Below are 18884 nucleotides of genomic sequence, written 5' to 3'. Positions count from 1 at the left end.
AACCCCCGCACCGCAGGAGCAAATTCTCTCCGCCCGCGGGTTCCGAGAATCTTATTCGTTCAAATCCGAGCCAGTTGGAACCGGCTCGGATGACGATAGGATGACAGCTAGTAGACGTCAGCCTGGAACCGGCCGGTCTTCTTGAGCTCGGCGACGAAGCTGACGGCTTCGTCGGTCGAGCGCGCCCCGAATTGGGCGACGATATCGACCAGTGCGCGCTCGACGTCCTTGGCCATGCGCTTGGCATCGCCGCAGATGTAGAGATGCGCCCCCTCGGCGAGCCACGTCCACAGCTCGCGGCCGACCTCGCGCATGCGATCCTGCACATAGAACTTCTTCTCGCCGTCGCGCGACCAGGCCAGCGACATGCGCGTGAGCAGGCCCGAGGTCTTCATCGCGTTGAGCTCCTCCTGGTAGAAGAAGTCGCAATCGCTGCGCTGATGGCCGAAGAACAGCCAGTTCTTGCCGGGCGCACCGGTCGCCTTGCGGTCGAACAGGAAGGCACGGAACGGCGCAATGCCGGTGCCGGGGCCGATCATGATGATCGGCGTCTTCGGATCCTGCGGCAGGCCGAAATTGTGCGCCTTCTGCACATAGACCTTGAGCTTCTCGCCCTCGGCGATGCGCTCACCGAGGAAGGTCGAGGCAACGCCGATGCGCTTACGCTTGCCGATCACGTAACGCACGGAATCGACCGTCAGCGACAACTTTCCAGGCGTCGCATTATGCGAGGACGAGATCGAATAGAGCCGCGGCTGCAGCGGCTCCAGCGCCTCCACGAAGGCTTCGGGATGCGGCCGCGTGCCCGAGAACTTCTGCAGCGCCGCCATGACGTCGAGCGTGGCGGCGTCGCCATCGGGATCCTCGCCCTGCGCCAGTGCCCGTGCCCTCTCGCGCTGCGCGCCGCCGGTGATGAAGGAGAGCAGTTCGAACAGCGTGTCGGGCGCCGGCGACAGCGAGACGTCGTCGATCAGCACCTCGCGCAGCGTCTTGCCGTTGACCTTGGTGGTGTGGGAGGCACCGAGCAACGCGATCACCTGGTCGACGAGGCCGAGCTCGTTGCGCGCGAACACGCCAAAACTGTCACCGACGACGTAGTCGAGCTTGCTCTCGGAGAGATCGAACTCGACGTGATAGGTTTCCTTCTCGGACTTTCCCTTGTTGAGAAGACGGCGCGACAGGAAGGTCGCCGCAACAGGGTTGTCGCGGGAGCGGCCGGGCTCTGCGATCGTCACGGTTACGGCGGGGGCCGCCACTGTGTCTTGCTTGTCAGCCGGCTTGGCCGCAGGTGCCTTGTCCAGCTCTTCGTGCAGCGACTTCAGCATCCGCGCGGTTTCCTTGCCGCCGGGGACGCAGAGGTTGAGCCGCGCTTCACTGCGGCTCGCGATCGCCTCCGAATAGTCGTGGCAATTGTAGCCGCACTGGCCGCAATCCTGCTGCGCCATCGCCGCCATCATCTTGCGCCGCACGGGACGGCCTTCGGCAAGCTTCATCCGATCGGCGATCGGCATGGTCTGGTCGTGCCAAGGCGCTTCACCGTCGTCACCATCACCGGCCTGCATGACGGCGGCGCCCTGCTCGGCCGACAGCGGCGTGGCCGCCTCAGGCGACAGCAGCCCGGCAAAGAAGCCGTTCAGCCAGGAGCGTTGCGCGTCGGAGAACGGTGCGCTCGTGGGAATGATGTCGAGTTTCGGCGGAGGGCTGATCTGGTTCATGAAGACACCTCGGCATCGGCAAGCTTGCGCAGCGTTTCGCCGTCGTGGCGGCGCGCAAAAGACAGGAAAGTTTCGTCGGGAGACGAGCGATGGGCGATATAGGCCTTGAGCAGCCCTTCGACCGTTTTCGGCGCGTCCTCGGCCTTGAGGTCGTGATAGACCTCCTGGCCGACATCGGCGTCAGGACCGAACCCGCCGCCGGTGAAGAGATGATAGCCCTCCACCGTGTCCTCCTCGTTGACAGGCACGCGAGCCCCGATCAGGCCGATGTCGCTGATGTAGTGCTGGGCACAGGAATGGTGGCAGCCGGTGACATGGATGTTGACCGGCTTGTCCATCTCGACGCGCGGCTCGCACCAATCGCCGATCTCGGCAGCGTGGCGCTTGGTGTTGGAGGCGGCAAAGCGGCAGCCGGCATTGCCGGTGCAGGCGATCAGGCCGGCGCGGATATGCGACGCCTCGACCGCAAGCCCGATCTGCTTGATCGCCGCGATGGCAAGTTCGACATTCTCCTCGCGCACCCCTGATATCAGCAGGTTCTGCCAGACGGTCAGACGGATCTCGCCGTCACCGAGGTCCCGCGCCACCTTGGCGAGGCCCCGCATCTGATCGCTGCTGATCTTGCCGAGCGTCAGCGACACGCCGATCCAGTTCAAGCCGTCCTGCTTCTGCCTGTGCACGCCGATATGCGCCATGCGGTCCGCGGCCGGTCGTGGCGCAAACGCTTCTTCCGGCACGCGCGTGAATGGCGTCTTCAGCCGCTCTTCGACCAGCTTGAGGAAACCGTCATGGCCCATCGCATCGAGCACGTATTTCAACCGCGCCTTATTGCGGTTGGTGCGGTCGCCGTGCTCGATGAAGACGCGCACGATGGCGTCGGCAACGGCGGTAGCGTCTTCAGCCTTGACGACGATGCCGGAATACTTCGCAAAATCCTTGTGACCGGTGATGCCGCCGAGGCCGAGGCGGAACCAGATCCCGGGCTCGACGCCGAAACCGTCCTTCACCTCGACCGCCGTGAAAGCGATGTCGTTGGTCTCTTCGAGCACGGCGATCCTGCCGGCACCGTCGAAGGCGACGTTGAACTTGCGCGGCAAGCCATACAACGAGCGATCGTTCAGGATGTGGTAGTGCCACTCGCGCGCATAAGGCCGCGTGTCGATCAGCTCCTGGGGATCGATGCCTGCCGTCGGCGTTCCCGTCACGTTGCGGATGTTGTCCGCGCCCGAGCCGCGCGAGCACAGGCCGAGATCCTGAATGCCCTCGATCAGCTTGACGGCGTTCTTCGGCGGGATCTCGCGAAGCTGAAGATTGGCGCGCGTCGTGACGTGGCTGTAAGGGCCGCACGTTTCATCGGCGAGATCGGCGAGGCCGGCCAGCTGCCAGTGCTTCATGATGCCGTTCGGAATGCGCAGACGGCACATGTAGGAGTCCTGCGTCGGCGCGACGTAGAAGATGCCGTAATAGCGCCAGCGGAAATTGTCCGCCGGGCTCGGCGGCGTATTGTCGAGCGCCTGCTGGCGGAGACGCGGATAGGCATCGAAGGGATGCTCGTCGCGCTTGACCTTCTCCTGGTCGGCGAGCTTCTTGCCCGCGGCGATGACCTTGTCCTGCGCCTTGATGTGCACGGCGTCGGGACCGGTCGGCTCGGCGTTCGCCTTGCCGGCGCCGCCGCCGAGACCGCGACCGACGCGACTGATCTGCAGACCGGTCGTGAAGCCTTCGAGATAGCGTTTCTGGTCGTCGGTAAAGTCGACTGAGACGGTGTCGATTTTCATGGTCGGTAACGAAGCTCCTGCGGCCACCTGGGTGGTATCGACGGAAAGTGCACGACCCGCGAGGAGCTCGGCGGGCTCAAGAGCCGGCTGTGCGCCCAACGGTCCGATCAGCTTCGTTGCTGGGGACTGGCGCAGCAGGCATCTGTGACAGGCTGGCCGCACTGCAACATTCAAGTTGCGTGCCAGCTTCGACCGAATGAAAATGTTTGCAATATCAGGTAATTAAGAGCGCCTTGGGGAACTCTGGGATCTGGAACTCTTATGAAATTCGGGCAGTCGGCCTAAAATTTAGACTCGGATCTCCAGCGCTCAAAAACGATGCAGACCCGAATCACACCCTCCAGCGGCCAACCTCGAAGGCTTCGAGATGCCCCCGAATATTGGCGGGATCAAAAGCCGGCCCGGCGAATGCGCCGAATGCCGCGGGGGCCTGGGCGGGCGGCCGCCGGCCGAGGGCGCCGTCGTAGAGATCGGGCCTGAACACGGCCATGGCCGTCTTGACGCCGTCGGGCGTCAGCGTCGTCTGCCCCCAGCGCACCATCTGCGCATACAGCCAGGCGGCCTGGACCGGATCGGGGCGCCCTGCTTCCTCGCGTCCCACCAGAAGGTAGCTGCCGCTCTCGCGAAAGGTGCCGTCCGGCGAAATCTTGAGGCGTCCCGTGAGGGTGCGCTGAATGACTTCGGCATCGACGCCGATCCGCTCGGTCTGCGCCAGGATCTGCGCCGCTTCGGTCCGGTTTTCCGGATGCTCGATGAACTCGGCGGCTTTCACCGCCGCGCGCACCAGGCTGGCGACCACGTCCGGATTCTTGTCGGCCCAGACCTGGCGGAGCGCCAATACCTTCTCCGCCGCATGGGCCAGGATGTCGGAGACGAAATGCAGGATGTGGCCGATCCCGAGATCGACTGCGATCGAATTCCAGGGCGCGCCGACGCAAAACGCATCGACATGACCATTGGCGAGACTGTCGACCATATAGGGCGGCGGCAGCACCACCAGCCGCACGTCCTCGTCGGGATCGACGCCGGCCGCCGCCATCCAGAACCGCAATTGGTAATTGTGGGTCGAGAACGGGAAGGTCATGCCGAAGGTCAACGGGTCGGCCCCCGCCTTGCGCCGCTTGGCAACCACACGCGCCAACGCTTTTGCCGTGGCGAGCGGATCGAAGCGGTCGCCGTCGATCTCCTCCATCAGCGCGGCATGAAGCGCAGGCGAGACCGTGATCGCATTGCCGTTGATACCGAGATTGAAGGGCGCCGCGATCGGCACCTTGACGTGGCCGAGACCGAGCGAGGACGCAATCGCGACGGGCGCGAGCAGATGCGCGGCGTCGAACAAGCCGATATTGAGCTTGTCGCGGACGTTGGACCAGGAGACCTCGCGGACCAGTTCGACCTCGAGCCCTTCGGCCGCGGCAAATCCCTTGTCGACGGCAACGATCAGCGCTGCGGCGTCGACCAGCGGAATGAATCCGATGCGGAGGTGAGCGGTCATTTCAACATCTCCGACGCGGTGATGATCGACTGGGCGATCTCGCCGATTTTCTTCTTCTCGCGCATCGCGGTGGAGCGCAGCAGCACATAGGCCTCGTCCTCGGTCAGGCCCTTCACCTTCATCAGGATGCCCTTGGCCTTCTCGATGACCTTGCGATCCTCGAGCTGCGACTTGGTGCGCTCCAGTTCCTCCTGGAGTTTTGCGAAGGCATTGAAGCGCGACACGCAGAGGTCGAGGATCGGCTTGATGCGCTCCTTCCTCAGCCCGTCGACGATATAGGCGGAGACCCCCGCCTCGACCGAGGCCTGGATCGAGGATGAATCGCTCTGGTCGACGAACATCGCGATCGGCCGCTTCACGGCGCGGCTGACCTGGAACATCGCTTCCAGCACGTCGCGGCTGGGGTTTTCCAGATCGATCAGGATGATATCAGGGTCGACCGCATAAATACGGGCGAGCAGGCTTTGCATCTCGCTGATATGGACGATCTGCGTGAATCCGGCCTCCCGCAACCCTTCCTCGAGGATCGCAGCCCGGATCGGGCTTTCGTCGACGATCACGATTTTGGGCGACTGTTCGGCGCTCATTGTTCACTCACCACCAGTGATTCATCCATAGCATGCCCGCGAGCCATGCAAAGGGTTGTAATTATGGGCAATTGGGACTAGCTCAACCCTGTCAATCAGGCAGATTTGGATATGGATCAGACGGCCGCGCCGAAGGTCAGCTTCGTGTCGCTCGGGTGCCCCAAGGCTTTGGTGGATTCCGAGCGCATCATCACGCGCCTGCGCGCCGAGGGCTACGAGCTTGCCCGCAAGCATGACGGGGCCGACATCGTCATCGTCAACACCTGCGGCTTCCTCGACAGCGCCAAGCAGGAATCGCTCTCGGCGATCGGCGAGGCCATGGCCGAGAACGGCAAGGTGATCGTGACCGGCTGCATGGGCGCGGAACCCGAGCAGATCGAGCAGGCCTATCCCGGCGTGCTCTCGATCACCGGCCCGCAGCAATATGAGAGCGTGCTGGACGCCGTGCATCGCGCGCTGCCGCCCGCCCACAATCCGCATCTCGATTTGGTGCCGCCGCAGGGCATCAAGCTGACGCCGCGGCACTACGCCTATTTGAAGATCTCAGAGGGCTGCAACAACCGCTGCACTTTCTGCATCATTCCGAAGCTGCGCGGCGACCTGGTCTCGCGACCTGCCAACGACGTGCTGCGCGAGGCCGAGCGCCTGGTCGACGCCGGCGTCAAGGAACTGCTGGTGATCTCGCAGGACACCTCGGCCTACGGCGTCGATCTCAAATACGCCGAGAGCCCGTGGAAGGATCGCCAGGTCCGCGCCAAATTCATCGACCTCGCGCGCGAGCTCGGCGAACTCGGCGCCTGGGTGCGGCTGCAATACGTCTACCCCTACCCGCATGTCGACGAGGTCATCGCGCTGATGAACGAGGGCAAGGTGCTGCCCTATCTCGACATCCCGTTCCAGCATGCGAGCCCCGATGTGCTGAAGGCGATGAAGCGTCCGGCGGCGCAGGACAAGACGCTGGCGCGCATCAAGCGCTGGCGCGAGCAATGTCCCGATCTCGCCTTGCGCTCGACCTTCATCGTCGGCTTCCCCGGCGAGACCGATGCCGACTTCGCCTATCTGCTCGACTGGCTGGACGAAGCAGAGATCGATCGGCTCGGCTGCTTCAAATACGAGCCCGTTGCCGGCGCGACCGCGAACGCGATCGAGAATCCCGTGCCGGAAGAGATCAAGCAGGAGCGCTATAACGCGCTGATGGCTCGCCAGCAGAAGATTTCCGCACGCAGGCTGAAGCGCAAGGTCGGCACGCGCCAGCAGATCATCATCGACGAGGTCGGCCCGACCGTCTCGAAAGGCCGCTCCAAGGCCGATGCGCCGGAGATCGACGGCGCCGTCTACCTGTCGAGCCGCCGCCCGCTTCGTGTCGGCGAGATCGTCACCGCCAAGATCGAACGCGCGGACCAGTACGACCTGCACGGCAGCGTCGCGGGATTCTGAGATTCCGGCCGCGGCACGCCGGCAAGACCGGCGCGCCTCAGGCATTCCACCAGCCGGCATGAGGCTGGGCGCGGGACTAGGAGGTCATGTCGCTTCTCCCGACGCCTGCTGTTCGTCGCGTGCGGCGAACACTCCCTTGGCTGCGAACAGCCCGTTCAGCGCCGCCGGGAAGCCCGCATAGACGGCCATCTGCATGATGATCTCCACGATCTCGTCGCGAGACAGTCCGACGTTCAGGCCCGCCTCGAGATGCACCTTGAGCTGAGGTGCGGCATTTCCGAGCGCCGTCAGCGCGGCGATCGTGGCGATCTCTCGATCGCGAAGGCCGAGGTCCGGGCGGCAGTAAATGTCGCCGAACGGAAACTCGATCACGTATCGTGCGAAATCCGGAGCGATGTCGGCGAGTGAAGCGACGACCGCTTCACCAGCTCTGCCGTCAATGCGTGACAGGGCCCGCTGGCCGCGATCGAAGCGGCTTTCGTCTTGTGTTGAGGCGTGCGTCATTTTCCTTCGTCCTCTGTTCATCGCTGGCATAGCCGGCGATCTTGGTATCAAGGACGAGCAGGCTTTCCTGGAGTTCGGCAATCTGCGTGCGCACCTGTTCCCGGTGGACTTCCAGGATCTGCCGCCGGCTTGCGCCGGTAGCGTCGCCTTCGTCACGAAGCGCCGCGTAACGCAACATGTCCCGGATCGGCATTCCCGTGGTCTTGAGCCGACCAAGGAATGCGATCCATGTGAGGATCGATGCGTCAAAGTCGCGCTGGCCGGAGCGATCCCGGTCGGCGTATGGAAGCAGCCCGATGCGCTCGTAGTAGCGCAGCGTGTGCGTCGACAGGCCGGTTCGTTTTGCGAGGTCACCGATCTTCATGTGTGCCCGTTCTCGTACTGACGCACATACAGATACCCCTTCGAGCGCGCTCTAAGTCAAGGGGATCGAAGGTGCAAAGATTTCGACGCGCCGGCTGGGCGGCAGCGTCGCGGCACTCCGAGCTTCAGGATCCCGCCAGCCATTTCGGCACCCAGCGCTCCGGCCGCGGCGCGCGGGCAAGATCAGCTTGCGCCTCCGACAGCTTCGCAGGCTCGCCGTCGATGCTCGGGCGCACATCGTATTCGAAGTTGGGCATGACGCGGCCGTCGGCATAGAGGCCGAATTTCATCGCGTACCACAGCCCGAGCTCGGGCTGCGCCTTCCGCATCTCCTCGCGCAGATCGCGCAGCAGGGATTCGATCGCGGCGGCTTCCGCGAACGGTTGCGGTCCGCGCGACAGGACGCGCGCCTGGTATTGCCTGCCGACGATCGCGATCTCGAAGCTCGTCTTGTCCCAGGGCTTCTTGCCCTTCGGCAGATGCGCGGCGAGGCGCCAGCCGAGTTCGGCCATCAAGCGATGATTGGCCCAGTAGTCTTCGCGATCCCGGCTCCATTTTTCCATGAAGCCGCGAAAGTCGGGCAGCTCCGACGGATCGTCATCGCCCGCCGCCATCTCTCCGCTCAGCCGTCCGGTGAGCCACTGCGCGAGCTCGACCGTCTGGCATTCGACCTCGTCGTGCGGCTTCAGATCGCTCCAAGCCTTGTCGAATTGTTGCGACGTCAGTTTTGCGAGCAGGCCATCGAGGCTCGGCGCCAGCAGCTCGTAATCACCCTCGGAACCAAGCCCCACGATCGGCGGATTGTCGCGGTCGAGACCCGCGCCATACCAGCCGCCAACAGCCGAGCCATCCGGCAGCCGCATGAACAGCGAAAACCTGTCGCGCAACGGACCGCCGTCGACAATCGGCGCCTGATCGGAGAACTGGCCCTGCAGTGAGAAACAGCCGACGCTGCCCCAGGGGCGCCCCTTCAGCCAGCCGGCGAAGTCCAGCAACAGCGACGGCGCCTCGACACCCGGCGGAAACGCGCCGCGAATGCTGTCGAGGTCGATCGGATAAGGCGTGTTGGACAAGGCTTAAAACTATCTGGTTGGTCCCGCCCCTCTTGGTCCGAACCGTGATGCGTTCGGTTCGAGCCAATTCGCGTCCTGTGATCACAAACGCGCTAGAGACGTGATGGTTTCCAGGCACGCACCTTTCACCTGCCCATGCACGCTCGGCGAGTGGTCTTTAAAGGCCCGCTTGACAAGCCCCGCCATTCGCATGTATTGCCGCGCCCCATGATCAACGCTCGGACGCATCAGCGCACCGAAATGCTCCGCCGTCGCTTCCGCGACGATGAGAGGGTGCGCCATGTCCGACGACGCCGCTGAACTACTGAATTCAGCGTAAGTTTTCGAAAAGGCCGCACCCGCAAGGTGCGGCCTTTTTGCTTTTCGCGCGCCCTTTTCCCCCGCTTCCCAGATCTTCCTGCCCCAAGAGGAGTTCGACATGACCAACGCCACCCATCCGTATGACGTGCTGATGGACATCACCGCCCGGCCCAAGGCCGTGTTTGTCCGCGGCGCCGGCTCCTACCTCTGGGACGACAGCCGCAAGCGCTATCTCGATTTCGTGCAGGGCTGGGCCGTCAACTGCCTCGGCCACTCCCCGCCCGTGATCGCCGACGCGCTTGCCGCGCAGGCCAAGCGGCTGCTGACGCCGAGCCCGGCCTTCTACAACGAGCCGAGCCTAAAGCTCGCGCAGGCACTTGTCGCAAACAGCGCGTTCGACCAGGTGTTCTTTGCCAACTCGGGTGCGGAAGCCAATGAGGGCGCGATCAAGCTCGCGCGCAAATATGGCGGCATCCATAGAGGCGGCGCGTTCGAGATCATCAGCTTCGAAGGCGGCTTTCACGGCCGCACGCTGGCGACGATGTCGGCCTCGGGCAAGAAGGCCTTTGAGCCGCTGTTCGAGCCGAAGGTCGCCGGCTTCAAGAAGGCGAAGCTCAACGACATCGCGTCGGTCGAAAAGCTGATCAACGACAACACCGTCGCTGTGATGCTCGAGCCGATCCAGGGGGAATCAGGCGTATGGCCGGCGACCGATCAGTTCTTGCAGGAATTGCGCGCCCTCACCGATGCCCATGGCCTCCTCCTGATCTTCGACGAGATCCAGACCGGGATGGGCCGGACCGGCAAGCTCTTCCACTACGAGCACACCGGCATCGCGCCCGACATCATGACGCTCGGCAAGGGCATCGGCGGCGGCGTGCCGCTCGCAGCGCTGCTTGCGACCGAACGCGCGGCCTGCTTCGAGCACGGCGACCAGGGCGGCACGTTCAACGGCAACCCGATCATGTGCGCGGTGGGGCTTGCGGTGCTCGACGAAGTCAACAAGCCGGACTTCCTGAAGACGGCGACCGAAACCGGGCTGCTGCTCGAAAGCGAGCTGCAGAAGGTCTCGGCGCGGCATGGGCTTGGCGAAGTGCGAGGCCGCGGGCTCCTGCTCGCGCTCGACCTCAAGCTGCCGATCGCACCCGGCATCGTCGCGCAGGCGTTCGAGGCCGGCGTGCTCCTCAACGCGCCGCAGGTCGACACGCTGCGCTTCATGCCGGCGCTGAACGTCACGCGGGCCGAGATCGCCGAGATGATCGATTGTCTCGACGGGATTTTGACCAGGGCCGGCGCGGCACGGCGCGTGGCGTAAGCTCGTCATTGCGAGAAGCGCAGCGATGAAGCAATCCAGACTGCCTCAACGGAAAGATTCTGGATTGCTTCGCTTCGCTCGCAATGACGGTGAGTTACGGCTTCAGGATCGACGCGCCCGTGGTCTTGCGGCTTTCGAGATCGATATGCGCCTTGGCGGCGTCCTTGAGCGCGTAGGCATGGTTGATCGGCACGTGCAGCTTGCCGTTGATGACGGCGGCGAACAGCGTGTCGGCGCCTTCCAGCAACTCCTTGCGCGTGCCGATATAGTCGTTGAGCTTGGGCCGGGTCGCAAACAGCGAGCCGTGAGTGTTGAGCTCGGCGATCGAGAACGGCGGCACCGGGCCCGAGGCATTGCCGAAGGAGACGAACATCCCGCGCGGCTTCAGGCAGGACAGCGAGCCCGGGAACGTCGCCTTGCCGACGCCGTCATAGACGACATCGCAGCCCTCGTTGCGGCTGATCTGTTTGACGCGCGCAACGAAATCTTCCTCGTTGTAGAGGATGACATGGTCGCAGCCATTGGCCTCGGCAAGCGCAGCCTTCTCGCGCGAGCCGACGGTGCCGATGACGTGGGCGCCCATGGCCCTCGCCCATTGGCAGGCGAGCAGGCCGATGCCGCCGGCCGCGGCATGGATCAGCACGCGATGATGCGGCTCGACCTTGAAGGTCTTGTGCAGGAGATACCAGACCGTCAGCCCCTTCAGCATCAGCACGGCGCCCTGCTCGTGGGTGATGTGGTCGGGCAGCTTGACCAGCCGCTCCCAGGGGATGTTGCGCTCCCCGGTATAGGCGCCGAGATTGTGGTAGTAGGCGACGCGGTCGCCCGGATGGAAATTCGTCACGCCTGGCCCGACTGCGAGGACCTCGCCCGAGGCCTCGTTGCCGGCGATGAAGGGCAGCCCCGGCGCCTTGTAGAGGCCGGTGCGGTAATAGACGTCGATGAAGTTCAGGCCGACGGCATGCTGTCGGATGCGCACCTCGCCGGGCCCGGGCGCCGGAACGTCGACGCTCTCATAGACCAGGGCTTCGGGGCCTCCGACCTTGTGCACACGGACGGCTTTGGTCATCACCTGACCTCCTCTTCTCGCGGGGCCAGCGAAAGACATCGCGCCCGCCTTGTCAACTCGACGCCGGCTGGAACGCCTAGACCGACGGCTTGCGGGTGTTCCTGCGGTTGCGCTTGGCCAGCACATTGAAGAACTCGACCGCCGCCGAGAACGCAATCGCGAAATAGATGTAGCCGCGCGGGATGTGGAATTGGAATCCGTCCGCGACCAGCGCGACGCCGATCAGCACCAGGAAGGCCAGCGCCAGCATTTTCGTGGTCGGATGCTCCGCGACGAATCGCGACACCGGCCCGGACGAAATGTACATGATCAGGCAGGCGATCACGACGGCCGCGATCATGATCTCGAGGTCCTGCGCCATGCCGATCGCCGTGATGATCGAGTCCAGCGAGAACACCATGTCGATGATCACGATCTGCACGATGACCCAGAAGAAAGCGTTCCGAGGGGGCTCCTCCTCGCCCTCGCCGTCATCGGCTTCGACTTCACCATGGATCTCGTGCGTCGCCTTCGCGATCAGGAACAGGCCGCCGCCGATCAGGATGAGGTCGCGCCAGGAGAAGCCATAGCCCGAAAACGAAAACACCGGCGCGGTCAGGCCAATCAGCCAGACCAGCAGGCTGAGCAGGATGATGCGGAAGATCAGCGCCAGCGCGAGCCCGATCTGGCGGGCGCGGTGCGCCTGCTTCTCGGGAATGCGCGAGACGATCACCGACAGGAAGATGACGTTGTCGATGCCGAGCACGATCTCGAGCGCGGTCAAAGTGAGGAGCGCGGCCCAGGCTTCTGGGCTGGTCAACAGGTGCATCATGCGAAGGATCTCGTCAGCCGTATCAATGCGTCGCTGAAGCTGATCCAGAGCGCGATCGCGCAGAGCACGACAGTCACGCCGGTGCCGACGCGGAAGTCCATCTGCAGCGTGTAGAAGGAGAGCAGAGCCCAGATCGCGATCAGCGACATCGTCAGCCAGCGCAGCCGCACGACGCGCACCGGATGCAGCACATGGAACGGCACGAAGGTCAGCACCACCAGGCTTGCGACCAGCAGCGTCGAGAGCAGCGGCGGCCAGTGCAGCAGGAACAGATAGAATGCCGCCGCATTCCACAGCGCCGGAAAACCGCGGAAATGATTGTCGTCCGCCTTCATGCGCAGATCGGCGAAATATAATGCGCTGGTGACGATGATGGCGACGCCGAGCAAGGGTGCTGCGACCGGCAGCAGCAAGCCGCTGGCCACGATCGCATAGGCCGGCACGAAGACGTAGGTGACGAAATCGACCACGAGATCGAGCACGTCGCCCGACCAGTTCGGCTGCACGTCCTTGACGTTGAGCCGGCGCGCGATCGGCCCGTCGATCGCGTCGATGATGAGGGCGACGCCCAGCCATTGAAACATCGCCGCCCAGTGCTCGCGCACGGCCTCAAGCATCGCCAGCAGCGCGATTGCCGCACCGAACGCGGTGAAGATGTGCACCGAGAAGGCAGCGGCGCGGATCGCGGGCCTGGGCTTCAGGGAATCCTCTTGGCTGTCCATGGCTTCTGCTATCAGAATGACACCGGTTTGCACATAAGCCATTGCGGCGCCTGGTCGCACAATTCGTCATAAAATCAGGGCAATATGACTGGGCTTGAATTTGCCGCGGGGCGTGTCCAATGTCGTTCCATGACAGATGCATCGACACTCTTTGACGCGGCCGTGATCGGCGGCGGACCGGCGGGACTTAGCGCGGCCATCGCACTGGCGCAGGCGGGCGCACGGACCGCGCTGGTGGCGCGTCGCGTGCCCTATGCCGACAATCGCACCACGGCGCTGCTCGGTGCCTCCGTCGATCTGCTGGAGAGCCTCGATGTCTGGCCCCGCTGCAAGGACAAGGCGGCCGCGCTCGAAATCATGCGGCTCGTCGACGACACCGGCCGGCTCTTCCGCGCGCCTGAGGTCCGGTTCTCCTGCCATGAAATCGGCCGCGATGCCTTCGGTTACAACATCGACAACCGCTCGCTGATGCTGGCGCTGGAAGCGCGCGCGGCCGAGCTGCCCGGTCTCGTCCGTTTCGACGACGAGGCCGAAACTGTCGTCATCGAAGCCGATGACGTCGCGATCCGCACCGCCGCTGCGCAATTTGTTTCGGCCCGCCTCGTGGTCGGGGCCGACGGCCGGCATTCGCTTTGCCGCGAAGCCTCCGGCATCGCGGTGACGCGGCGCGAGCTGACCCAGACGGCGCTGACTTTCAACGTCGGCCACGCGCGGCCCCATCGCAACGTCTCGACCGAGTTCCACACGCCGCATGGTCCTTGCGTGTTCGTGCCCCTGCCCGGCCATCGCTCCAGCGTCGTCTGGGTCTCGGCGCCTGCGGAGGCCGAACGGCTTCGCGGATTGAGCGACGAGGAATTGTCCGCCGCGATCGAGAAGCAGTCGCATTCGATCCTCGGACGCATGACGGTCGAGCCGGGCCGCCATCTGTTCCCCCTGGCGATCGAACGTCCCAAATCCTTTGGCCGCGATCGCATCGCGCTGGTCGGCGAAGCCGCCCATGTGGTTCCCCCGATCGGCGCCCAGGGTCTCAATCTCGGCCTCCGCGATGCCGCCGACATTGCGAGGCTTGCAGGCGAGGCGCTCGCGGCCGGTCAGGATCCCGGCGCAGCAGACGTGCTCAAGCGTTACGACCGGGCCCGGCGTCCCGACATCCTGAGCCGAACCTTTGCGATCGACATCGCCAACCGCTCGCTGCTCAACGATTTCCTACCGCTGCAGCCGGTCCGCGCGGTCGGCATGCACTTGCTCGGCGCCATCGGCCCGCTCCGGCGTTTTGCGATGCGCGAAGGCCTGACGCCTACCTGGCGGAAGTAACTACCGCTCAAGGAAACGCCAGCCGGCCGGTCTGGATCGCCCACATCACGCTGGTCAGGGTGACCACGGACGCAAACGTCCCGAGCAGCACCGCGACGGACGCGGACTCGATCCAGGCGTCGTTCTGCCGGGCGATGACGAACACGTTCAGCGCCGGCGGCAGCGACGCCATCAGCACGGCGGTCGCCGCCCAGGGCTGCGCGAACGGGCCGAACGCCAGCATCAGGCCGAACGCTGCCAGCGGGTGAATCAGGAGCTTGACCGCGATCACGCCCGGCACTTCCCACGGGACCCGATCGAAGGGGCGGAGTGCGACGGTGACGCCGAGCACGAACAGTGCAGTCGGGGCGGCTGCGTTTTGGAGGAATGTGATGGTGCGATCAAGCGCGACGGGCATCTCTATATGCAGCGATGCGAAGGCCGCGCCGAAACAGGCCGACATGATCAGCGGGTTGAGCACGATCTGCTTCAGCACGACGCCGAAGGCATGCACGATCGAGGGATGATCGCGGTCCGAGAGCTCAATCAGCAGCGGCACGATGGTGAACAGGAAAATGCTGTCGCAGCAGAAGATCAGCGCAGTCGGCGCCGAGGCCTTGGTCCCGAGCACGGCGAGCGCCAGCCCCGGTCCCATGTAGCCGATATTGCCGTAGCCGCCGGAGAGCCCGGCGAGCGTCGCCTCGCGCAATGTCAGGCCGCCCAAAACCTTGCCGACGACCAGCGCGAGTGTGAACGCCGCAACCGTCGACAGCGTGGTCGCGACCAGGAATGGCGGGTTGTTCAATTCGGAGAACGGCGTCTTCGACATGATCGCAAACAGCAGCGCGGGGAGCGACACGTAGAGCAGGAAGAAGTTCATCCAGGCGAGGCCCGATTCCGGCAGGGATTTGACCTTGCCGCAGGCAAATCCAACGAAGATCAAGCCGAAATAAGGTAGAGCCAGATTGAGGATATCGACCATTGATGAAGTGTTTTCTGAAGATTTGGGGGCTATCTGCCCCGCACCCGCGGGTTAATTCCAGATCAGGGCACTAGCATCGGCCACAATCCTGGTCTATCGACGGGGAATGATTAAAGCGCGGACCGCCAAATTCCAGATCGGACAGGTCGTGCGCCACCGGATCTTCTCGTTCCGGGGCGTGATCTTCGACATCGATCCGGAATTCAACAACACCGAGGAGTGGTGGCTGTCGATCCCCGAGGAGGTGCGGCCCCACAAGGACCAGCCGTTCTATCACCTGCTCGCGGAGAACGCGGAGTCGGAATACGTCGCCTACGTCTCCGAACAGAATTTGGTGCCGGACGATTCCGGCGAACCGGTCCGGCATTCCCAGGTCGCCGAGATCTTCGTCAAGGACAAGACCGGCGGCTACCGCCCGCGCAATCCGTCGCTGAACTGAGTTTCGCAGCGATCAACTGGCCAGCAAAAAAGGCGCTCGAACCGAGCGCCTTTTTCATGTCCGGGATTGGATCCCGATTACTTCTGACCAGCCGGAGGGGCGCCAGGCGCTTGCTGCTGCTTCTTCTGCAGCTCTTCAGCCTTCTTCTGGAGCTCTTCCTGCAGCTTCCTCTGGGTTTCCTCGAACACCTTCGGATCGGTCGGCGGACCGTCATAGGCCTTCTGGAATTCGCCGGCGAGCGGCAGCGGCAGCGTCAGCGGCGCACCGTTGGCATTGATCGCCTGAACAACAAGGTTCTGGCCCTTCTTCATGCTGTTGATGAACTCGGGCGTGGCCTCGTAGTCGGACATGCAGCCGTTCTGGAAGCAGATCACGTACGGGCTCTGCAACGGCGCATTGTTGTCCACGATGATGCGGGTGCCGTGCACCAGCTGCATGCCGAGCGGCAGCGTCACGCGCAGGATCTTCTTCGGCTCGCCTTCCGGCTCGATGATGACGGCCGCGATGACCGGCTGGCCCGACTCGATACGGCCGTCCTTGCCGGTGAAGCAGACCTGCTTGGCATTGGCGTCCTGGCCCTTGAGGCAGAACTTGGTCCAGGGGGCATAGATCAGCTGAATCTGCTGATCCGCGGGCTGAGCCGCGCCCTGCTGAGCCGGAGCGCCTTGGGCGGGTGCCGGCTGGGCGGGTGCCTGAGCGGCCGGCGCCGGCGCCTTGGGGGCAGCCTTCGGAGCCGCCTTCGGTGCCGCCTTGGGCGCGGGCGCGCCCGGAGCTGGCGCGGGAGCCTGAGCCTCGGCGGCAAACGGGACGGCCAACGCCATCGCCGTCAACAAGGCGAGAAGTCGCCCGCGCGGCCGGACGGACGCGGCCAAGTTACGGAAATTCATTGCGGAAAACCCTTTCTAAACGGGAAGTGCCCGAACCGCTTCGACGCACCGAACCTGGCCGCGTTGGGCGCGGCTCTCTCCCCGTCAAATGAGGCGGATAAGTGACGGCTCGGCGCTCGTGCGCGATTGCGTGCCTTCTTAACGTGGCCGACGAAAAGATCAATGCCGACAAGCGTCTTTGGCCGCGCGCCGGCGTGCGCCCCCGGGAAAATCCCTGTGATAGGATTCAGGCCCGCAGTCCTCGAATCAACGTGTGCAGATGTTCATGTTCCAGCGCCTTCTCGAGGGCCGCCCTGAGGGTCTTTGCGTCAGCCTCTGCATCCTGGCTTTCGCCTTGGGGCTCCCGGCAAGCGGCGCAAGGGCCGCGGAAGCCTACGCGATCGCCATGCACGGCAAGCCGGCGATGCCTGCCGATTTCACCCACATGCCTTACGTCAACCCTGAAGCCCCGAAAGGCGGCCGGCTGACCTGGGGCGTTCTCGGCACCTTCGACAGCCTCAATCCCTTCATCGTCAAGGGACTGGCCGTGCAGCCGGTCCGGAACTACGTGGTCGAGAGCCTGCTCGCGCGCGGCAATGACGAGCCGTTCACGCTCTACGGCCTGCTCGCCAGATCGGTCGAGACCGATGACGAGCGCAGCTTTGTCACGTTCCACATCGATCCCCGCGCCCGCTTCTCCGACGGCAAGCCGGTCCGCGCCGAGGACGTGCTGTTCTCCTGGCAGTTGCTGCGCGACCATGGCCGTCCCAACCACCGGCAATATTACGGCAAGGTCGCAAGGGCCGAGGCGCCGGACCCCCTCACCGTCCGCTTCGACCTTGCGGGAGCCAATGACCGCGAACTGCCGCTGATCCTCGGCCTGATGCCGATCCTGCCGAAACACGCGGTCGACGTCGCGGCTTTCGAGGAGACGACGCTGACGGGCCCGGTCGGCTCCGGCCCCTATCGCGTCACCGCCGTGAGGCCCGGTGCCAGCGTGACGCTGACCCGCAATCCCGACTATTGGGGCCGCGAACTCCCCATCAATCGCGGGCTCTACAATTTCGACGAGATCAGGCTCGACTATTTTCGCGAGGCCAACGGCCAATTCGAAGCTTTCAAGCGCGGCCTCTATGATTTCCGCATCGAGCACGAGCCGCTGCGCTGGCACGACGGCTACGACTTTCCCGCGGCGAAGAATGGCGACGTGATCCGCGACACCTTCAAGCCGGGCGTGCCGCAACCTTCCGAATTTCTGGTGTTCAACACGCGGCGCTCCATCTTCGCCGACATCCGCGTGCGCCAGGCCTTGACGCTGCTGTTCGATTTCGAGCTGGTCAACCGCAACTACTTCTTCAACCTCTATTCGCGCGTCGCCGGCTACTTTGCCGGCTCGGACCTGTCAGCGTATGGCCATCCCGCCGATGCGCGCGAGCGCGAGCTGCTCAAGCCGTTCGCCGCGCAGATCCCGCCTGACATCCTGGACGGCAGCTACCGCCTGCCGGTGACCGACGGTTCGGGCCGCGACCGGACGACGCTCCGCGCAGCCCTGAAGCTGTTGTCGGAGGCCGGCTACGATCTCGACGGCACCGTGCTGCGCAACCGCGCGACCAAGCAGCCCTTCACCTTCGAGATCCTGGTCACGACCCGCGACCAGGAACGCGTCGCGCTTGCGTTCCAGCGCGACCTCAGGCGCGCCGGCATCGAGCCGAGCGTGCGATCGGTCGATCCCGTGCAGTTCGACCAGCGCCGGCTCGCCTACGAATTCGACATGATCCAGAACCGCTGGGACCAGTCGCTGTCACCCGGCAACGAGCAATATTTCTACTGGGGGAGCGCTGCCGCAGACAATCCGGGCACCCGCAATTACATGGGGGCCCGGGATCCCGCGGTCGATGCGATGATCGCCGCACTGCTGGAAGCCCGTGAACATACGGATTTCGTGTCGGCGGTACGGGCGCTCGATCGCGCTTTGATCTCCGGTTTCTACACAATCCCCCTGTTTAACGTATCCGAGCAATGGATCGCGCGCTGGAATCGGATAGAACGGCCAGAGGCCACCTCGCTGTCCGGCTATTTGCCGGAGACCTGGTGGTCGAAGGGGCCGCCGAAAGCTCATCAAGCAAAGTGACGCC

General features: G+C 64.3%; 18 protein-coding genes. 5 read left to right on the top strand and 13 right to left on the bottom strand.

The features are described 5' to 3' along the window. Window positions 1-107: 107 nt before the first annotated feature. The 4 genes from AC0L3U_RS00700 to AC0L3U_RS00685 form a co-directional block, all read right to left on the bottom strand. On the bottom strand, window positions 108-1715 hold the full coding sequence (locus tag AC0L3U_RS00700) for a sulfite reductase subunit alpha (protein ID WP_473360319.1): 1608 nt from the start codon (window positions 1713-1715) through the stop codon (window positions 108-110). Further along, complete coding sequence (locus AC0L3U_RS00695) at window positions 1712-3493, bottom strand: NirA family protein (RefSeq protein ID WP_473360318.1); 1782 nt, start codon at window positions 3491-3493, stop codon at window positions 1712-1714. The genes AC0L3U_RS00700 and AC0L3U_RS00695 overlap by 4 nt, the downstream gene beginning before the upstream one ends. A 331-nt stretch (window positions 3494-3824) precedes the next feature. Continuing rightward, a complete protein-coding gene (locus AC0L3U_RS00690; RefSeq protein ID WP_473360317.1) occupies window positions 3825-4988 on the bottom strand; it encodes a CmpA/NrtA family ABC transporter substrate-binding protein in 1164 nt (387 codons plus the stop codon). Next, window positions 4985-5575, bottom strand: coding sequence for an ANTAR domain-containing response regulator (locus AC0L3U_RS00685; protein ID WP_007610503.1), 591 nt, complete (start codon window positions 5573-5575; stop codon window positions 4985-4987). The genes AC0L3U_RS00690 and AC0L3U_RS00685 overlap by 4 nt, the downstream gene beginning before the upstream one ends. 111 nt (window positions 5576-5686) lie before the next feature. Between AC0L3U_RS00685 and rimO the strand changes: the two genes are divergently transcribed. After that, window positions 5687-7012, top strand: coding sequence for a 30S ribosomal protein S12 methylthiotransferase RimO (gene rimO, locus AC0L3U_RS00680; RefSeq protein ID WP_473360316.1), 1326 nt, complete (start codon window positions 5687-5689; stop codon window positions 7010-7012). An 84-nt stretch (window positions 7013-7096) separates the two neighbouring features. On the opposite strand, the gene AC0L3U_RS00675 is transcribed toward rimO, so the two are convergent. The 4 genes from AC0L3U_RS00675 to AC0L3U_RS00660 all read right to left on the bottom strand — a co-directional run bounded on the left by AC0L3U_RS00675 (window position 7097) and on the right by AC0L3U_RS00660 (window position 9372). Further along, complete coding sequence (locus AC0L3U_RS00675) at window positions 7097-7516, bottom strand: carboxymuconolactone decarboxylase family protein (protein ID WP_473360315.1); 420 nt, start codon at window positions 7514-7516, stop codon at window positions 7097-7099. Further along, window positions 7449-7880 carry a MerR family transcriptional regulator gene (locus AC0L3U_RS00670; RefSeq protein WP_473360314.1) on the bottom strand — a complete coding sequence of 144 codons (432 nt, stop codon included), beginning with the start codon at window positions 7878-7880 and terminating at the stop codon, window positions 7449-7451. The genes AC0L3U_RS00675 and AC0L3U_RS00670 overlap by 68 nt, the downstream gene beginning before the upstream one ends. A gap of 124 nt (window positions 7881-8004) precedes the next feature. Next, window positions 8005-8952, bottom strand: a complete 948-nt coding sequence (locus AC0L3U_RS00665; protein ID WP_473360313.1) for a hypothetical protein — start codon at window positions 8950-8952, stop codon at window positions 8005-8007. Between the two features lie 81 nt (window positions 8953-9033). Continuing rightward, window positions 9034-9372: a hypothetical protein gene (locus tag AC0L3U_RS00660; protein WP_473360312.1), complete on the bottom strand. Its 339-nt coding sequence runs from the start codon at window positions 9370-9372 to the stop codon at window positions 9034-9036. Between AC0L3U_RS00660 and AC0L3U_RS00655 the strand changes: the two genes are divergently transcribed. Then, entirely contained in the window at window positions 9371-10567 is a 1197-nt protein-coding gene (locus AC0L3U_RS00655; RefSeq protein ID WP_473360311.1) for an acetylornithine transaminase, read from the top strand. The two genes, AC0L3U_RS00660 and AC0L3U_RS00655, sit on opposite strands and share 2 nt — an antisense overlap. A 94-nt stretch (window positions 10568-10661) precedes the next feature. Here the strand turns inward: AC0L3U_RS00655 and AC0L3U_RS00650 are convergent, their stop codons facing one another. From AC0L3U_RS00650 to pcsA, 3 genes are all read right to left on the bottom strand, one after another. Next, a complete protein-coding gene (locus AC0L3U_RS00650; RefSeq protein ID WP_007590887.1) occupies window positions 10662-11636 on the bottom strand; it encodes a quinone oxidoreductase family protein in 975 nt (324 codons plus the stop codon). A gap of 76 nt (window positions 11637-11712) precedes the next feature. After that, window positions 11713-12447: a TerC family protein gene (locus tag AC0L3U_RS00645; protein WP_473360310.1), complete on the bottom strand. Its 735-nt coding sequence runs from the start codon at window positions 12445-12447 to the stop codon at window positions 11713-11715. Next, window positions 12444-13211 (bottom strand): phosphatidylcholine synthase, encoded by a 768-nt coding sequence (gene pcsA / locus AC0L3U_RS00640; protein WP_027566997.1) that lies wholly within the window; start codon window positions 13209-13211, stop codon window positions 12444-12446. The genes AC0L3U_RS00645 and pcsA overlap by 4 nt, the downstream gene beginning before the upstream one ends. 87 nt (window positions 13212-13298) lie before the next feature. Between pcsA and AC0L3U_RS00635 the strand changes: the two genes are divergently transcribed. Further along, the gene (locus AC0L3U_RS00635; protein WP_473360309.1) at window positions 13299-14483 is read left to right on the top strand and encodes a UbiH/UbiF family hydroxylase; all 1185 of its coding nucleotides are present in this window, start codon (window positions 13299-13301) and stop codon (window positions 14481-14483) included. 7 nt (window positions 14484-14490) lie between these two features. Here AC0L3U_RS00635 and AC0L3U_RS00630 read toward each other — a convergent pair whose 3' ends face one another. After that, a complete protein-coding gene (locus AC0L3U_RS00630) occupies window positions 14491-15444 on the bottom strand; it encodes an AEC family transporter (RefSeq protein WP_354059364.1) in 954 nt (317 codons plus the stop codon). 106 nt (window positions 15445-15550) lie between these two features. Between AC0L3U_RS00630 and hspQ the strand changes: the two genes are divergently transcribed. After that, the gene (gene hspQ, locus AC0L3U_RS00625; protein WP_027518019.1) at window positions 15551-15883 is read left to right on the top strand and encodes a heat shock protein HspQ; all 333 of its coding nucleotides are present in this window, start codon (window positions 15551-15553) and stop codon (window positions 15881-15883) included. 77 nt (window positions 15884-15960) lie between these two features. On the opposite strand, the gene AC0L3U_RS00620 is transcribed toward hspQ, so the two are convergent. After that, entirely contained in the window at window positions 15961-16770 is an 810-nt protein-coding gene (locus AC0L3U_RS00620; protein ID WP_473360308.1) for an invasion associated locus B family protein, read from the bottom strand. A 259-nt stretch (window positions 16771-17029) separates the two neighbouring features. On the opposite strand from AC0L3U_RS00620, the gene AC0L3U_RS00615 reads away from it, so the two are divergent. After that, the gene (locus AC0L3U_RS00615) at window positions 17030-18880 is read left to right on the top strand and encodes an extracellular solute-binding protein (protein ID WP_473360505.1); all 1851 of its coding nucleotides are present in this window, start codon (window positions 17030-17032) and stop codon (window positions 18878-18880) included. The last annotated feature ends 4 nt before the right edge of the window (window positions 18881-18884 follow it).

Source organism: Bradyrhizobium sp. Kon69 (assembly GCF_055807515.1).
Note: the sequence above shows the minus strand (reverse complement) of the source record. Positions and strands in the feature narration are given on the sequence as shown.

Bases quoted from the DNA above. Each gene is read 5' to 3' on its own strand.
- pcsA (WP_027566997.1), bottom strand. From the start codon at position 13,211: ATGGCTTATGTGCAAACCGGTGTCATTCTGATAGCAGAAGCCATGGAC.
- hspQ (WP_027518019.1), top strand. From the start codon at position 15,551: ATGATTAAAGCGCGGACCGCCAAATTCCAGATCGGACAGGTCGTGCGC.
- AC0L3U_RS00645 (WP_473360310.1), bottom strand. From the start codon at position 12,447: ATGATGCACCTGTTGACCAGCCCAGAAGCCTGGGCCGCGCTCCTCACT.
- AC0L3U_RS00635 (WP_473360309.1), top strand. From the start codon at position 13,299: ATGACAGATGCATCGACACTCTTTGACGCGGCCGTGATCGGCGGCGGA.
- AC0L3U_RS00620 (WP_473360308.1), bottom strand. From the start codon at position 16,770: ATGAATTTCCGTAACTTGGCCGCGTCCGTCCGGCCGCGCGGGCGACTT.
- AC0L3U_RS00660 (WP_473360312.1), bottom strand. From the start codon at position 9,372: ATGTCGAACTCCTCTTGGGGCAGGAAGATCTGGGAAGCGGGGGAAAAG.
- AC0L3U_RS00650 (WP_007590887.1), bottom strand. From the start codon at position 11,636: ATGACCAAAGCCGTCCGTGTGCACAAGGTCGGAGGCCCCGAAGCCCTG.
- AC0L3U_RS00655 (WP_473360311.1), top strand. From the start codon at position 9,371: ATGACCAACGCCACCCATCCGTATGACGTGCTGATGGACATCACCGCC.
- AC0L3U_RS00700 (WP_473360319.1), bottom strand. From the start codon at position 1,715: ATGAACCAGATCAGCCCTCCGCCGAAACTCGACATCATTCCCACGAGC.
- AC0L3U_RS00695 (WP_473360318.1), bottom strand. From the start codon at position 3,493: ATGAAAATCGACACCGTCTCAGTCGACTTTACCGACGACCAGAAACGC.
- AC0L3U_RS00615 (WP_473360505.1), top strand. From the start codon at position 17,030: ATGTTCATGTTCCAGCGCCTTCTCGAGGGCCGCCCTGAGGGTCTTTGC.
- AC0L3U_RS00670 (WP_473360314.1), bottom strand. From the start codon at position 7,880: ATGAAGATCGGTGACCTCGCAAAACGAACCGGCCTGTCGACGCACACG.
- rimO (WP_473360316.1), top strand. From the start codon at position 5,687: ATGGATCAGACGGCCGCGCCGAAGGTCAGCTTCGTGTCGCTCGGGTGC.
- AC0L3U_RS00630 (WP_354059364.1), bottom strand. From the start codon at position 15,444: ATGGTCGATATCCTCAATCTGGCTCTACCTTATTTCGGCTTGATCTTC.
- AC0L3U_RS00675 (WP_473360315.1), bottom strand. From the start codon at position 7,516: ATGACGCACGCCTCAACACAAGACGAAAGCCGCTTCGATCGCGGCCAG.
- AC0L3U_RS00685 (WP_007610503.1), bottom strand. From the start codon at position 5,575: ATGAGCGCCGAACAGTCGCCCAAAATCGTGATCGTCGACGAAAGCCCG.
- AC0L3U_RS00690 (WP_473360317.1), bottom strand. From the start codon at position 4,988: ATGACCGCTCACCTCCGCATCGGATTCATTCCGCTGGTCGACGCCGCA.